Source organism: Lacticaseibacillus paracasei subsp. paracasei (assembly GCF_000829035.1).
In the GTDB taxonomy this organism is placed as follows: Bacteria; Bacillota; Bacilli; order Lactobacillales; family Lactobacillaceae; genus Lacticaseibacillus; species Lacticaseibacillus paracasei.
This window is the reverse complement of the sequence record NZ_AP012541.1, coordinates 1,860,855-1,873,396: the sequence shown is the minus strand read 5'-3', so window position 1 is coordinate 1,873,396 and position 12,542 is coordinate 1,860,855. Positions and strand designations below refer to the sequence as shown.

The following is a 12,542-nucleotide window of genomic DNA, read 5'->3' as shown; positions in this document are numbered from 1 at the left end:
GTTATGAGATTTATAAGGAGGCATCGTGATGAACGAATTAATTAAGACCATCACCCGCGATGATGGCACGATCGCCGTGAGCGGTCGCGAGCTACATGATTTCTTGGAAGTAGATACTCCGTATACGCAATGGTTTGACCGCATGATTGACTATGGATTTACGGAAAACACTGACTTTAAAGGTTTATCACAAAAAAGTGAAAAACCTATTGGTGGTCGTCCACGGATTGAACACGTCATGACACTTGACATGGCCAAGGAAGTTGCAATGATTCAGCGAACCGATCGAGGCAAGCAAGCGCGTCAATATTTTATCGAAATTGATAAGCAGGCACATCACGATATGACCGGTCTAAGTCCAGCGACACGGGCAGCTGTTGCAGCTACGCAAGCGCTAGCCGCACAAGAGCGACGCTTGAATCGAGTTGATGCAAAAGTAAATGCCATCAGTGACATCGTAAGTATTTCCACAATGGACTGGCGCCGAGCAACTCGGGACATCATTACTAAGATCGCACATATGAGAGGAGACGATTATCAAGCCACACGGAAAGATATCTACAAAGATGTCGAACAACGAGGCGGATACAGCTTGAGTACACGGCTTACCAACCTACGCAACCGAATGGCTGGGGAAGGCCAATCTTTATCCAAGCGAAATAAGACTAACAAAGTTGATGTGATCGGCAATGACAAGCGGCTCATTGAGATCTACATGGCGGTTGTTAAGGACCACGCTATCAAGTATCGCGTCTGGGACAACGAGTATTAAAGGAGATGTCAGTATGAAAAATGTTTCAAATAGCACCAAAGCGCCCGATTTAGGCATGGCGTCTTTGAACCTCAGCACTGCAAAAGGACTTCTAGAAGCCCTTCGTGATCAGTTAGATAGTATTGAAGAACTGGTTTGTTACTATAGAAAAAATCATACACAAGCAGAGGCCTTGCGACTCGCGTATGAGGCTAATCGATCATTTTATACATGGATGGCACTCCTGAGACCAATTCAAGATTACGTTGATAGCAGTCTGGCAACGATTGATGAGGTAGACAAATGATTAAAACACCTGAAGCTAAGCTTTTTGATCTTCGGCTTGCTGCTTATGAGCGAATTTCATCGATGGTGATGATTGAGCTTTCAACTAACACAAGTCCACTGCACCGCATGCAGGTAGCACAATGGTCAGTTCCAAAGCTCGTGTACTACGGGATAAAAGCCTATGCATTTTATGACCGCACCGCTGAGTTTGATGATCAGCAAGACCGATTTTTACAAATGGAGGAAGTCCTAACCAGTGTTGGAGGATTAACGCCACGCGAGTTCATGGGCATTTTCCCAATAGAGAAAACTTATGACGGCAAGAAGTACGGATGCAAAGACTATTTCAGTACCATGTTGGATTCGATTAATGCTAACGGAATTGATAAGCCAATTGCTGAACCCTTCAAATTTTTGATGGAGTACTGGAACGATGACATCACCGATTTCATGGTCAATATGATGATGACCATGTCACAAATTAACCGTGAAAAAACAGGAAAAGGGCTTTTCGAAAAATTTGTGGACGAACACAACCTATAGAGCGGACTAAGAAGGCTGTCTAAATTGGAGCCCAAACGCCAAAAATATCCACAGGAAAGGAGGAAATACCATGGAAACAACATTGAAGATTAACCCCGAAATCACTATCACGCTACCTGAAGACAAGACAATCGTTGACCGTTCAGGATACGAGCAATTGAAGCGAGACGCTGATTATCGTCGCTGGTGGGATGTTACAGACCTCAAAAACCGGTATCACCGTGACAAGGAATGGTTTAAGCGGAACGTATTTGCTCCGTATGAACGCGAACTTCGAGATCGTATTGTGATGTACCCACATGGAGGAAAGTCGAGCTACTTATGCAAGCCAATTCCATTTGACGATTTTGTGCAGAGCCACTTTCCAGAAATCAGTAAGAGGGCGGAGAAATGATTGGTTATTTACTAATTGCTGGTGGCTTCGGCGTGATTGTTGGTCACTGCTTAGGCCACAGCGGAAATTGGAGGCAGTGGATTGAATGAAGCAGAACGAACCATTGGTGATTTGCTGAACGAATACAACAAATTGATGCTAGACATTATTCGCGGCAACCACACACCAATTGCAAAGATGCTACTTGCCGAGAACGAGAAGCTACGTGCACGACTAGCGAAACTAAGGGGATGACGTGATGACCAATGAGGGATACGAACGAATTATAGCCGAAGCGAACCGCCAGATCGCCAAATATCACAAGGTTGCTACCGACTATGGGCCAAGTAATACAGACCCTCATCAAACGTATGCGATGGGTCAGGAAGATGGCGCACACGCAATCCTATTTATTATCAAGCAAGCCATGAAAAAAGCCGTTGGCGTGCAGGCCAACGACTGATAGAAAGGAAACTTATTATGTCAACATTATACGACTTACAAGGAAAATATGCGAGTTTATTAGAACTAGCTGAAGACGGGACAACTGATCCCGAAGTATTGGCCGACACCATGGATTCAATCGTTGATGCAATCAATGACAAAGCCGAAGGATATGCACAGGTTATTCGCCAAATCAAGGCCGATATTGAAGCTAACAAAAAAGAACGTGACCGTTTCGAAGCACGGATTAAAGCTTATCAATCTAACCTCGTTACTATTTCACAGCGGTTGGTCGAAGCAATGAACGAAACTAATCAACGCAAAATTAAGACACAGTTATTCACGATCAGTGTTGCTAAAAATGGCGGAAAACAGCCAATTTCCATCGATCAAGGCAATTTGCAGGCTGATGTATTCAAGGTAAAACGCGAACCAGATACAGACAAGATTCGAGAACGATTAGAAGCCGGAGAAAAAGTGCTGGGTGCTGAGCTTAAGCCACGCGGTGAACATTTATTGATTAAGTAGGAGGGAATCATGCAGCCAATTAAACATGCATCTTCAATTGATCGAACAAAGAACTGGCGAGTTTTGATTTATGGAAAGCCCGGTGTTGGCAAGACGTCAGCCATTCGCAATCTTAATGGCAAAACCCTCGTGCTAGATCTGGATGACAGTTCAAAAGTGCTATCCGGTGCACCGAACATTGATGTGCAACCATTTGACCGAAGCAAGCCAAGCGAGGAATGGAAAGAATTTCTGAAAAATCTGGCTGAGCGTGTTTCTGGGTATGACAATCTGGTGATCGACAACGTATCAGCGTTCGAAAAAGACTGGTTTGTCGAGATGGGCAGGCACAGTAAAAACGGCATTGGCAACGAGCTTCAGGACTACTCACGATGGACGAATTACTTTGCTCGTATCATGACCATGATCTTCATGGACGCACCAGTAAACGTGCTAGTAACCGCTTGGGAAAACACGCGAGATGTTACAAGCGAAACTGGACAATCGTTCAGCCAGTATGCGCCAGCAATTCGTGACAGCGTGCGTGACGGGCTATTAGGCCTGACAGACGTTGTAGGACGCGTAGTCATCAGCACAAAGACAAGCCACCGAGGAGTTATCCTTGCAGGTTCAGATGCAATCTTTGCAAAAAATCGTTTGGATGATCGAACTGCGTGCGCCATTGAGGACCTCTTTAAGTTTGGAGGTGACAGTGATGTTTCAGCTTCATCCTTACCAGAAGGAGCTAGTTAATCAAGCAAGAGAAAAGCTGGCTGATGGTCACAAATCTGTACTGCTAGTCAGCCCAGCGGGATCTGGTAAATCAGTTATCATCGCTGAAATAGCTAGGTTGGCAGTCATGAAGGGCGGACATGTTATGTTCACCGTTCACAGAAAAGAACTTATTGATCAAATCACGAAGACTTTTATTGCAAACGGAGTTGATTTGAGCAAATGCACCATCATGACTGTTGGCAGAATTGCTAGACGCTTAGGGAAATTGCCAAAACCGAATCTAATCATCACTGATGAAACGCATCACAGCTTGGCAAAGACTTACCTAAAAATTTATGAATTTTATAAAGACATTCCACGCTTAGGTTTTTCAGCAAGCCCCTGGAGACTTTCAGGAAAGGGACTGGGGGATGTTTATGAAACCATGGTTGAGGGTCCAACAGTGAAATGGCTAATTGAACATCACTACTTAGCGCCTTTTGACTACTACGCGCCAACATTAATTGACGTTGAAAAGCTAAAGAAATCATCAACTGGTGATTACTCCACGAAGTCAATTGATGAGGCCAATACAAAGATGATTTTTGGTGATGTGGTTAGTCACTACCAGAAGTTGGCCAATGGACGCCAGGCTATTGTCTATGCCCACAGTATCGAAGAAAGCAAGCGCGTTGCAGCAACGTTCAATGCTGCCGGCATATCTGCCATTCATGTTGATAGCAAAACACCTGCTTTGAATCGTGATGAAGCAATGACGGCCTTTAAAGATGGAAAAATTAGAATCATATCAAACGTCGATCTCATCTCAGAAGGGTTTGATGTTCCCGAATGTGGCGTTGTCATCATGCTGAGGCCAACCGCTTCTCTTGTCCTTGACATTCAGCAATCGATGCGAGGAATGCGCTATAGACCGAACAAAAGAGCAATCATTATTGATCACGTTGCGAACGTTTATCGCTTTGGTCTTCCTGATACTGACCGTGAATGGTCGCTTGAAGATCGACCTAAGCAGGAAAAGCACAGGGGTAAATCAGACGGACCTGCGATCAAGAGCTGCCCAAAATGTTTCGGAATCGTTCCTGCACAGGTTAAGCAATGCCCACTTTGCGGATATTCATTCCGAGCAGACGGTGCTGATCTTGAAGTTGATCCTACAGCCAAATTAAAAAAGGTAGACAAGAAAGTATTCAAAATAGTTGCGGACTATTCAAAAACAAAATATGGACAAATGAAAGCCGAAGATGCCGATTCACCTGAAGATATGTACGCAATTGCAAAAGCACATGGCTATAAGCCTGGTTGGGCTTACCACCAGATTGTGGCTAGGGGATGGCTAAAGGAAAGGAAGCGAGCATAAATGAAAAGGCCGGGAGCGTATCGAGCAAAAAATCATGATGGAGAAGTTTACGATAATTTCACAATAATTGGCGATACCGGGAAAAGGGATAACAAAAGAGGGCAGATCGTGTTAATCCAATATAACGATGGTGTACTGGATGAGATCCCGTATTCGTGGATCAGGCAGGGTCACTTTACCGGGCTAGATAGTGCTGGTTTATCAGTAAATATCAGGCGCCAGCAAGGGAAAACACTCGGGAAAAAGTACAGACCAATGTTACAAAAATACAGCAGGGAGAACGGGAAAAAGCTAGCACGGTATTTTTATCAAAACTTTGTTAAAGATGGTGTCAACTTAGCACTTACAGCATCTCGAACAATCCGTTCTGATAGTTCTTCGGGTGTAAAAGGGGTCAGCTGGAATAACAAGCAAAAAAAGTGGTGTGCCACGCTTACCGTAGGTGGAAAACGTGTTCTGTACAAATATTTTGAGCATCTTTCTGATGCGGTTGAAGCAAGAAAAGCGGCAGAGGACGAGTACTTGAAACCGTATATCAAACAATATCAGCAAATTATAGGAGGAAACTAATATGTCATTCATTACCGCAGATTATAGCAAGAATCAGGAAAACGATTTTTCACCGCTTCCAGATGGTGAATATGAAATGGTCATTACGCAAGCCGGTGAAATTGCAACTAAGGGTGGATCAGAATCACTACAGCTACGTCTCACGGTTCGCAATGATCTTGATGCAGCAGAGCCAAAAACGAATGGAAAGTACCATAACCGAGTTGTCTTTTTCGATAACTGGAAGCGCAAAGCTACGAACCAATACGATATGGACGGTCTCCAGTATGTATTGGAAGCGACAAAGATCCCTGAAGGCACTCCGTTAAATAGCATCGATGATTTCTGCAAGGCTATTTATCACAAGCCTGTACGAGTTTATGTCAAAGTTGAGAAAAACCCTGAATATGGTGATCGGAACACAGTGGCCCCGTGGAGCGTTCATGCTAGCAAGTATCCACAAGTTGCTCACAAATTTAAGGATGATTCTCAACCAGGTCAGCCTCATGAACCGGTTGACGATTCCAACTTGCCATTCTAGGAGGAATACGAATGTATGAACACATTCCAGCAGAACTACGGTCCCTAAAACAATGGGGCTGCTTTCACCGAATCTGGCAACCAGAAAAAAATAAATATACTAAGATTCCTTATTCTGCCTTAACTGGCACAAAAACAAGCTCAACGGACTCGAAACAGTGGGTAACTTTTGAAGAAGCAATCACAGCATTGCAGGCTTATGACCTTGACGGACTTGGATTTTTCTTTGCAAACGGATATGTAGGAATTGACGTTGATCATATTGGCGATGATTTGGAGAGACTAGAAGAGGGACAAACCGACGACAATGTCGCATGGGAGTTCATGAATACTTTCAAGTCATATACCGAAAGGTCAATGTCTGGTACTGGTATTCACATCATTGTCAAAGGCGAAATACCCGGTACACGCCGAAGAAAAGCTAATGTTGAGATGTATCAAAGCGGGCGGTTCTTTGCAATGACTGGCGATGAAATTGGCAAGTTTCATTCAATCAATTCTCCCGCAGAAGAGGAATTCAAGCGGATATATACAAAGTATTTGGAGCCAAAAACCGTCATCGATTTGCCCAGCAGGTACAATTTAGTACCTAACAATCTTTCTGAAGATGAGATTATCATTAAAATGCTGAGATCTAAAAGTGGTGATCGAATTAAGAAACTGCTCAATGGAGGCTGGGAACCATTATATCCATCTCAATCGGAGGCTGATCTGGCATTCGCAAATGACTTGGCATTTTGGACAGGCAGAGATTTCACCCGGATGGATAGTATATTCCGCCATTCATCGTTAATGAGACCAAAGTGGGACGAGAAGCACGGCAAAACAACCTACGGCGTTTCAACACTCAACCGAGCCATTAATGATGTGAGTGATACTTATCAGCCGAAACATGAAAAGCCTAAATATAAGCTTGGATTTATTACTGACACTGGTAAGCCAAAAGCGTTTCCTCCTCGTTCGTGGGATGACACAGGCAATGCAGATAGGTTTGTTGATCGATATGGTGATGTCGCGAGGTACAGCTATATCGATAAGGCTTGGTATATCTACAATGGTAGCTTCTGGGAACTTGATAAGCGTGGCTTGTTGCGAACCATGATTGACGAAGTAGTTGCTGACTTGAAAAAGGAAAAGCCAAAAACTCCTCCTGATGTTGATCCGGAAAAAGCCGAGAAAGAATGGGCAAAGTTTTGCAAAACCAGTCGTGGAAATCGTGCTAAAAGAGCACTTGAAGATGAGATTCAACATCGTCTACCGGTGACAACTGATGAATTTGATGCTGATCAGACCTTAATGAATGTTGACAACGGATATATTGATCTATCTGATGGAACTCTTCACGAGCATGACATAAAGAAAATGTTCTCGAAGAAATCAAACGTTGAATATTCAGACACTGTTGAGTGTCCTGAATGGCAAGCATTTTTGAATCAGACTTTCAATGGAGACAACGAATTAATTGACTATATTCAAAAAGCGGTCGGGTACTCATTAACAGGATCAGTTGAAGAGCAGGTCATGTTTATCCTTTACGGATCAGGGCGAAATGGTAAATCTGTTTTCATGGATACTCTCAAGCACATAGCTGGAAGTTATTCACGCACGATGCAGGCTAAGTCAATTATGGTTCAGCAGTCTAGCGGGGGTGCCAACAGCGATATTGCAAGACTAAAGGGAGCTCGTCTGGTATCTGCAAGTGAACCAAATGAAGGCGTCCGACTAGATGAAGGACTTATCAAAGAACTAACCGGAGGAGAATCTGTTACCGCACGTTTTTTATACGGATCAGAGTTCGAATTCAAACCAGAATTCAAGCTTTGGCTGTCAACTAACCACAAGCCCATTATTCGAGGAACGGATGATGGTATCTGGCGGAGATTGATGCTGATTCCATTTACTCATCAAGTGCCAGTGGATCAGGTAGACAAAAGGCTGACATACAAGCTTGAACGTGAATCAATCGGGATTCTAAATTGGGCAGTTGATGGAGCACTCAAGTGGCAGCGCGAAGGATTAGAGCCGCCGCAGAGTGTGAAAGATGCAAGCAATGAGTATCGAACAGAAATGGATGTTCTTGAACTGTTTATCAATGATTGTTGTGAAAAAGGGCCCGGATATCAGGCCGCCGCTGGTCAGCTTTACCAAACATATGTTGACTGGTGCGACAAATCAGGTGAGTACAAGATGCGCAAACAAAAGTTCGGCGCAGAAATGCAAAAGAAGTTCGACAAGCATAAACGAGGAAGTTTCTTCTATCTTGGAATACGTATCAAATCTGACCCGAGGCTTAACTTTTTAAACAATTAGGGAGGATGACAGGGAGGATGAATTTTTTGCGAAACGCCTACGTGCCGTAGGTTACAGCCTATATTTTCTTCTTAGGGAGGATGAATAGTTAAAAAGTATATATAGATAAATATTAAAAAGTATAGTGTAAACTTTGTTTTTCTATTTATCCTCCCTAACCACAAAAAATAGTGCCTAACCCTTGTAGCATTAGGGATTGTGGCAATTATTCATCCTCCCTAAGATCCTCCCTCAATGGAGGATATATGAAATCAGAGCATGCCATTCAATCAGAAATCATGCTGGCACTATCGGAACACGGTTGCATTGTTGCTAGAACGAACGTGGGAACTGTAAGAACTGTGGACGGAAGAATTTTTAACGCAGGACCACCGCCTGGGTGGCCTGATATTACTGCGATAAGAAAAGCGGACGGACGTGCTGTACTGGTTGAATGCAAAAACGAAAAAGGAAGACTTCGTGAAGATCAAAAACGTTTTGCGGCCGCTATATCAGGAACAAAAGTAATTTACGGCGTATGCAGATCGGCAGACGATGCTGTGAAACTATTGGAGGCTAACAAATGTACGTAGTAGCAGGTTTAAACACAGGAACCGAGTATTACCGAGCCAAGTATCAATCTCAGTGTATCCGCTGGATTAACGAGAACATGTCCAAGCACAAAAAGGCGCGCAACACCCGTGGTGATGACATTAAAGTTGATATTCCTGAACCACTGATTATCAAGAAAGTAGAGGACGAAAAATGAGCGAAGAAAAACTGTATGTGGTAAAGAACGATGAAGGCAAATACTGGGACTTTGAAGGCCGAGACGATTTCTGGGCATTAGTCATATCAGATTGCCCTACAACGCCTAGCAAGGAGCAGGCTGAACTAGTGGCTGATGAGCATGGCGGCCACGTTGTCACTTTGATTGAGGAGCCTGAAAAGGTAGTGCTAAGCAAGGAACAAGCAAAAATCGTTAAAGATGCACATGACAATAAGATTCCAGCCTGCCATATTGCTAACAAATCTGATGATGAGGAATTGTTGATGAATGCTTACGTCAACGGCTACACCATGGCAAAAGAGAAGAAATACAACGTCAAGGTGCCACATGCAAATTATAAGTGGTATCTAAAAACTCCTGATGGAAAACTTGATACCATATTTGTAGAAGGATTATCCAAAGGATTTGGTGGATACCCAGATGGAATTGAACTAACTAATGATGATATTGAGAAATTTGGCTTGCAAGACTGCGAGAAAGAAGAGGTGACTGACGATGGCGATGAGGTATGAGTGCCAAGATATGTTTTCACACGAGGTCATCGCGACATTCAATACCTATGATGAAGCCGACAACTTCATGGACGCAGCGTATGACCAGCCCGATTGGTGGACGATACCAGCAATGACGATTATGGAGGTGACTGACGATGGCATTCGTTGAGCTTGAAGACGGTAGCTGGATAAACCCTGAACTGGTTGAGCTGATATACAAGAAGCAATTAAACACAGACTTTTGGGCGGCCTCTATGACTAATGGAGATCCTGCCTTAATCACTGACGCCGATCGTGTTCAAATTCTGAAAACCGCGGGGTTCGTGAAGATCAAAAAGGAGAAAGACGATGAGTGAAGAAAAGTTCGACAAGCTATGTGATGACAATTTTGACGAGTTGGTGGAGCTAGTATTTGACGACACAGACTTCATCGAAGACCTACTAAGAGACAATCAGCTATCTGACGTGGTTTATGGCTGGTTTCACGATCACCATGCCGAGGTTATGGAATATTTAGGTGAGGCGGCGCGCGATGAGCAATGAGACGAAGCGGGACGTGTTCGAGAAATTGGCAGAATGCTACGCCGAGGTTTATGACGCATACACCAATGAAACCGGAAGCCAATACTACTGTGACGATGAGCCAAACTATCTTTCAGAATATGACGCCGCCTTGCCAGATGATCTGCCGGTGATCCCCAAGGAAATCGGAGAGTACATCGAACGTCAGAAACAGGGATCAACATTAAGATCAGCGATCATTGATGCCACAGATTTTCACGCAGTCGATGATGACAAAGCTGATTGGATATTCTACCATTCTGAGACTTTTGCCCATGCATGGCTGCTAGGTGTCTGGCGCGTTGAGGAAACAGGCGAAATCGTGAAACTGGAGGCGGAGAAATGAAGAAAAAGATCAAGCACGGCATTGCCTATGTTCTTTTAGTGTCATGGGCGGGAATCGTCATTTACGGATTTGCCAGTTTCCTTTGGGATTGGGTTGTTAAGCCTTTTATCAAACTTGGAATAGTTAAATCATTGACTACCTTTATCTTCGTAATTGGCGCAGGGACAGTTGTATGGTTCGCTTTTTGGTCAGGTGAAAAGCTGGTCAAGTGGTTACTAAAAGAATAGAGGCGGAGAAATGAAACGAGAGATTAAGTTCAGAGCATGGGATAAAGATAAACACAGAATGCTTGGTGTTGACCAATTGGCGTTTGGCCCCGATGGAGAACTAGTAAGTATCTACAGCGATGGTCCAGATTTTTCAAACGATTCAGAGGTATTGATGGGCGAGAAACCAGATCTAAACGATGCTGTACTCATGGAGTACACCGGTTTACACGACAAGAACGGACGAGAGATCTACGATTCAGATATTCTGAAAGTCACAGGAGAAGACGGTGAATCATATGTAGCAACCGTAAAATGGTTTGGCGATGAAGACTACCCAGCGTTTGATTTGGAAGGCATACCGGCAGCATGGAATTATGATGCAAATGCACTTGCAACCATTTTTCAAAGTGGTGTTGAAACATGTGAGGTCATTGGCAACATTTTTGAGAATCCGGAGCTATTGGAGGGAAAACAATGACGAGAAAGATTGATGTATTCACGCTTCATTCTATTACAGACGTTAATACAGTAAACCAATTTTTAAAAATGCACCCACAGGCTAAATTAAGTTACGTTAAAGGAGAAAGCGATGGTGCCCTAGCAATTGCTGACTATGAAGATGATGAAGAGGACGATGAGGTAGAGGTAAAGCAATGATTGCCGTCATGCTGCTAATCTCAGGTGCTGCAATGTGGATGTGGGCTAACTGGAAAACTAAGTAGGAGATGAATGATTTGGACAGTAAACGAGCATTGGCCGAAAACCTTAGGAAGAATATATACGATCTGAACATGACACAAGCCAAATATGCAAAAGAGATCGGAATACCCATTAACACGCTTGAATATGCAATCTCTGGGAAGGGTAGTGTTTCACTTAACACCTTGGACAAAATCGCATATGGAGCTGGGATTGATCCGTGGGAGCTCATTCGGTCTCATGAAAGCAAATAAAAAAGCGCACCATTACGGCACGCCGTTTCCCCAAATTTTTACAAATTCAATTATACCATAAGGAGTGGACGCAGTGGTGCGAGCAACGAGATATTTTAGCCCAATTGATCATGAAAAAACAATTGAAAACGCCAAAGAGGTCTTGGGGAACTACTGGCATCATAAGCGGATCGCTCAACGCACCAAAATAGCGCTCAGAAGTCCCGTGATGGACGGCATGCCCAAGTCACCTAGCTATGGCAACAAAGCCGAGGACAAGGTAATATCGCACGCTGACGAGCTGTACTATATAGCGTGCTGTGAAGGTGCTATCGAATCTCTGGATTCAGCGAATCATCGGCTTATACTAACAAGTTCTTACTTAACCAAACGATATAGTGACCAGCAAATAATGGACAAGCTGTTTTTATCAAAAGCCCAGTATTATCGAACAAAACGAGAAGCGCTAATCGCATTCGCTGAGATTTGTCCATTGGTTGAAATCGAGATGAGACCTTTGTGAGACCTTTCAACTGTTTTTCCGTCATATGATGGTATTGTGCCAAAGGTGAGAAACCTGAGACACCGCGTTTTTCCTCCGTGCCATGGTGATGATAAAGCTGTGGCAAGGCGTGGCAATGAGGACTGACCGTGATAGTCAGGCGGGTTCGATTCCCGCATGCCACATTGTCCAGTTTAGCGACCGGACACAGCTTGCGATGACCCCATCTGACACTGGGGAGAGCGAGCGTGGCTGATGGAAGATACAGCGGGTGAAAGTCCTGCCAGCCAATCAAAGTTGGTCACTGGTTGACAAGGGTGAACAGCCAGAAG

General features: G+C 43.9%; 24 protein-coding genes. All 24 read left to right on the top strand.

Annotated elements, in window-relative coordinates; genetic code table 11:
- The first annotated feature begins 28 nt into the window (after positions 1-28).
- The 24 genes from LBPC_RS09230 to LBPC_RS09125 all read left to right on the top strand — a co-directional run bounded on the left by LBPC_RS09230 (position 29) and on the right by LBPC_RS09125 (position 12,231).
- Entirely contained in the window at positions 29-772 is a 744-nt protein-coding gene (locus tag LBPC_RS09230) for a phage antirepressor Ant (RefSeq protein WP_003660447.1), read from the top strand.
- Between the two features lie 13 nt (positions 773-785).
- Positions 786-1,058, top strand: a complete 273-nt coding sequence (locus LBPC_RS09225) for a hypothetical protein (protein ID WP_003575664.1) — start codon at positions 786-788, stop codon at positions 1,056-1,058.
- Positions 1,055-1,582, top strand: a complete 528-nt coding sequence (locus LBPC_RS09220; protein ID WP_003660449.1) for a hypothetical protein — start codon at positions 1,055-1,057, stop codon at positions 1,580-1,582. The genes LBPC_RS09225 and LBPC_RS09220 overlap by 4 nt, the downstream gene beginning before the upstream one ends.
- Positions 1,583-1,652: 70 nt before the next feature.
- Positions 1,653-1,976, top strand: coding sequence for a DUF771 domain-containing protein (locus LBPC_RS09215; protein ID WP_003660451.1), 324 nt, complete (start codon positions 1,653-1,655; stop codon positions 1,974-1,976).
- 81 nt (positions 1,977-2,057) lie between these two features.
- Positions 2,058-2,210 carry a hypothetical protein gene (locus LBPC_RS17020; RefSeq protein ID WP_003660452.1) on the top strand — a complete coding sequence of 51 codons (153 nt, stop codon included), beginning with the start codon at positions 2,058-2,060 and terminating at the stop codon, positions 2,208-2,210.
- Between the two features lie 4 nt (positions 2,211-2,214).
- Complete coding sequence (locus LBPC_RS09210) at positions 2,215-2,418, top strand: hypothetical protein (RefSeq protein WP_003660454.1); 204 nt, start codon at positions 2,215-2,217, stop codon at positions 2,416-2,418.
- Positions 2,419-2,435: 17 nt separating this feature from the next.
- Positions 2,436-2,927: a siphovirus Gp157 family protein gene (locus tag LBPC_RS09205; protein ID WP_003660456.1), complete on the top strand. Its 492-nt coding sequence runs from the start codon at positions 2,436-2,438 to the stop codon at positions 2,925-2,927.
- 9 nt (positions 2,928-2,936) lie between these two features.
- Complete coding sequence (locus LBPC_RS09200; RefSeq protein WP_003660458.1) at positions 2,937-3,659, top strand: AAA family ATPase; 723 nt, start codon at positions 2,937-2,939, stop codon at positions 3,657-3,659.
- Entirely contained in the window at positions 3,622-4,998 is a 1,377-nt protein-coding gene (locus tag LBPC_RS09195) for a DEAD/DEAH box helicase (RefSeq protein WP_003660460.1), read from the top strand. Before LBPC_RS09200 ends, LBPC_RS09195 begins: the two co-directional genes overlap by 38 nt.
- A complete protein-coding gene (locus tag LBPC_RS14815; RefSeq protein ID WP_003660462.1) occupies positions 4,999-5,568 on the top strand; it encodes an AP2 domain-containing protein in 570 nt (189 codons plus the stop codon). It abuts the gene before it with no gap.
- A gap of 1 nt (position 5,569) precedes the next feature.
- On the top strand, positions 5,570-6,088 hold the full coding sequence (locus LBPC_RS09185) for a DUF669 domain-containing protein (RefSeq protein ID WP_003660463.1): 519 nt from the start codon (positions 5,570-5,572) through the stop codon (positions 6,086-6,088).
- 11 nt (positions 6,089-6,099) lie between these two features.
- Positions 6,100-8,397: a phage/plasmid primase, P4 family gene (locus LBPC_RS09180; protein ID WP_003660465.1), complete on the top strand. Its 2,298-nt coding sequence runs from the start codon at positions 6,100-6,102 to the stop codon at positions 8,395-8,397.
- Between the two features lie 245 nt (positions 8,398-8,642).
- A complete protein-coding gene (locus LBPC_RS09175; RefSeq protein ID WP_003660466.1) occupies positions 8,643-8,969 on the top strand; it encodes a VRR-NUC domain-containing protein in 327 nt (108 codons plus the stop codon).
- Entirely contained in the window at positions 8,960-9,145 is a 186-nt protein-coding gene (locus tag LBPC_RS09170) for a hypothetical protein (protein WP_003660468.1), read from the top strand. The genes LBPC_RS09175 and LBPC_RS09170 overlap by 10 nt, the downstream gene beginning before the upstream one ends.
- A complete protein-coding gene (locus LBPC_RS09165; RefSeq protein ID WP_003660469.1) occupies positions 9,142-9,678 on the top strand; it encodes a DUF1642 domain-containing protein in 537 nt (178 codons plus the stop codon). The genes LBPC_RS09170 and LBPC_RS09165 overlap by 4 nt, the downstream gene beginning before the upstream one ends.
- Before the next feature lie 10 nt (positions 9,679-9,688).
- Entirely contained in the window at positions 9,689-9,829 is a 141-nt protein-coding gene (locus LBPC_RS16830; RefSeq protein ID WP_162259789.1) for a hypothetical protein, read from the top strand.
- On the top strand, positions 9,816-10,016 hold the full coding sequence (locus LBPC_RS09160) for a hypothetical protein (RefSeq protein WP_003660474.1): 201 nt from the start codon (positions 9,816-9,818) through the stop codon (positions 10,014-10,016). The genes LBPC_RS16830 and LBPC_RS09160 overlap by 14 nt, the downstream gene beginning before the upstream one ends.
- Positions 10,009-10,203, top strand: a complete 195-nt coding sequence (locus LBPC_RS09155) for a hypothetical protein (RefSeq protein WP_003660476.1) — start codon at positions 10,009-10,011, stop codon at positions 10,201-10,203. Before LBPC_RS09160 ends, LBPC_RS09155 begins: the two co-directional genes overlap by 8 nt.
- Positions 10,193-10,567 (top strand): hypothetical protein, encoded by a 375-nt coding sequence (locus LBPC_RS09150; protein WP_003660479.1) that lies wholly within the window; start codon positions 10,193-10,195, stop codon positions 10,565-10,567. The genes LBPC_RS09155 and LBPC_RS09150 overlap by 11 nt, the downstream gene beginning before the upstream one ends.
- On the top strand, positions 10,564-10,794 hold the full coding sequence (locus tag LBPC_RS09145; RefSeq protein ID WP_003660480.1) for a hypothetical protein: 231 nt from the start codon (positions 10,564-10,566) through the stop codon (positions 10,792-10,794). The genes LBPC_RS09150 and LBPC_RS09145 overlap by 4 nt, the downstream gene beginning before the upstream one ends.
- Before the next feature lie 10 nt (positions 10,795-10,804).
- Positions 10,805-11,254: a YopX family protein gene (locus LBPC_RS09140; RefSeq protein ID WP_003660482.1), complete on the top strand. Its 450-nt coding sequence runs from the start codon at positions 10,805-10,807 to the stop codon at positions 11,252-11,254.
- The gene (locus LBPC_RS09135) at positions 11,251-11,433 is read left to right on the top strand and encodes a hypothetical protein (protein ID WP_003660483.1); all 183 of its coding nucleotides are present in this window, start codon (positions 11,251-11,253) and stop codon (positions 11,431-11,433) included. Before LBPC_RS09140 ends, LBPC_RS09135 begins: the two co-directional genes overlap by 4 nt.
- 77 nt (positions 11,434-11,510) lie before the next feature.
- Positions 11,511-11,729 (top strand): helix-turn-helix domain-containing protein, encoded by a 219-nt coding sequence (locus LBPC_RS09130; protein ID WP_032780896.1) that lies wholly within the window; start codon positions 11,511-11,513, stop codon positions 11,727-11,729.
- A gap of 73 nt (positions 11,730-11,802) precedes the next feature.
- Complete coding sequence (locus LBPC_RS09125; RefSeq protein WP_032780899.1) at positions 11,803-12,231, top strand: ArpU family phage packaging/lysis transcriptional regulator; 429 nt, start codon at positions 11,803-11,805, stop codon at positions 12,229-12,231.
- Positions 12,232-12,542: the final 311 nt, after the last annotated feature.

Excerpts from the sequence above, each read along its gene's own strand:
- LBPC_RS09230 (WP_003660447.1), top strand. The coding sequence starts at position 29 with ATGAACGAATTAATTAAGACCATCACCCGCGATGATGGCACGATCGCC.
- LBPC_RS09225 (WP_003575664.1), top strand. The coding sequence starts at position 786 with ATGAAAAATGTTTCAAATAGCACCAAAGCGCCCGATTTAGGCATGGCG.
- LBPC_RS09220 (WP_003660449.1), top strand. The coding sequence starts at position 1,055 with ATGATTAAAACACCTGAAGCTAAGCTTTTTGATCTTCGGCTTGCTGCT.
- LBPC_RS09215 (WP_003660451.1), top strand. The coding sequence starts at position 1,653 with ATGGAAACAACATTGAAGATTAACCCCGAAATCACTATCACGCTACCT.
- LBPC_RS09210 (WP_003660454.1), top strand. The coding sequence starts at position 2,215 with ATGACCAATGAGGGATACGAACGAATTATAGCCGAAGCGAACCGCCAG.
- LBPC_RS09205 (WP_003660456.1), top strand. The coding sequence starts at position 2,436 with ATGTCAACATTATACGACTTACAAGGAAAATATGCGAGTTTATTAGAA.
- LBPC_RS09200 (WP_003660458.1), top strand. The coding sequence starts at position 2,937 with ATGCAGCCAATTAAACATGCATCTTCAATTGATCGAACAAAGAACTGG.
- LBPC_RS09195 (WP_003660460.1), top strand. The coding sequence starts at position 3,622 with ATGTTTCAGCTTCATCCTTACCAGAAGGAGCTAGTTAATCAAGCAAGA.
- LBPC_RS14815 (WP_003660462.1), top strand. The coding sequence starts at position 4,999 with ATGAAAAGGCCGGGAGCGTATCGAGCAAAAAATCATGATGGAGAAGTT.
- LBPC_RS09185 (WP_003660463.1), top strand. The coding sequence starts at position 5,570 with ATGTCATTCATTACCGCAGATTATAGCAAGAATCAGGAAAACGATTTT.
- LBPC_RS09180 (WP_003660465.1), top strand. The coding sequence starts at position 6,100 with ATGTATGAACACATTCCAGCAGAACTACGGTCCCTAAAACAATGGGGC.
- LBPC_RS09175 (WP_003660466.1), top strand. The coding sequence starts at position 8,643 with ATGAAATCAGAGCATGCCATTCAATCAGAAATCATGCTGGCACTATCG.
- LBPC_RS09170 (WP_003660468.1), top strand. The coding sequence starts at position 8,960 with ATGTACGTAGTAGCAGGTTTAAACACAGGAACCGAGTATTACCGAGCC.
- LBPC_RS09165 (WP_003660469.1), top strand. The coding sequence starts at position 9,142 with ATGAGCGAAGAAAAACTGTATGTGGTAAAGAACGATGAAGGCAAATAC.
- LBPC_RS16830 (WP_162259789.1), top strand. The coding sequence starts at position 9,689 with ATGTTTTCACACGAGGTCATCGCGACATTCAATACCTATGATGAAGCC.
- LBPC_RS09160 (WP_003660474.1), top strand. The coding sequence starts at position 9,816 with ATGGCATTCGTTGAGCTTGAAGACGGTAGCTGGATAAACCCTGAACTG.
- LBPC_RS09155 (WP_003660476.1), top strand. The coding sequence starts at position 10,009 with ATGAGTGAAGAAAAGTTCGACAAGCTATGTGATGACAATTTTGACGAG.
- LBPC_RS09150 (WP_003660479.1), top strand. The coding sequence starts at position 10,193 with ATGAGCAATGAGACGAAGCGGGACGTGTTCGAGAAATTGGCAGAATGC.
- LBPC_RS09145 (WP_003660480.1), top strand. The coding sequence starts at position 10,564 with ATGAAGAAAAAGATCAAGCACGGCATTGCCTATGTTCTTTTAGTGTCA.
- LBPC_RS09140 (WP_003660482.1), top strand. The coding sequence starts at position 10,805 with ATGAAACGAGAGATTAAGTTCAGAGCATGGGATAAAGATAAACACAGA.
- LBPC_RS09135 (WP_003660483.1), top strand. The coding sequence starts at position 11,251 with ATGACGAGAAAGATTGATGTATTCACGCTTCATTCTATTACAGACGTT.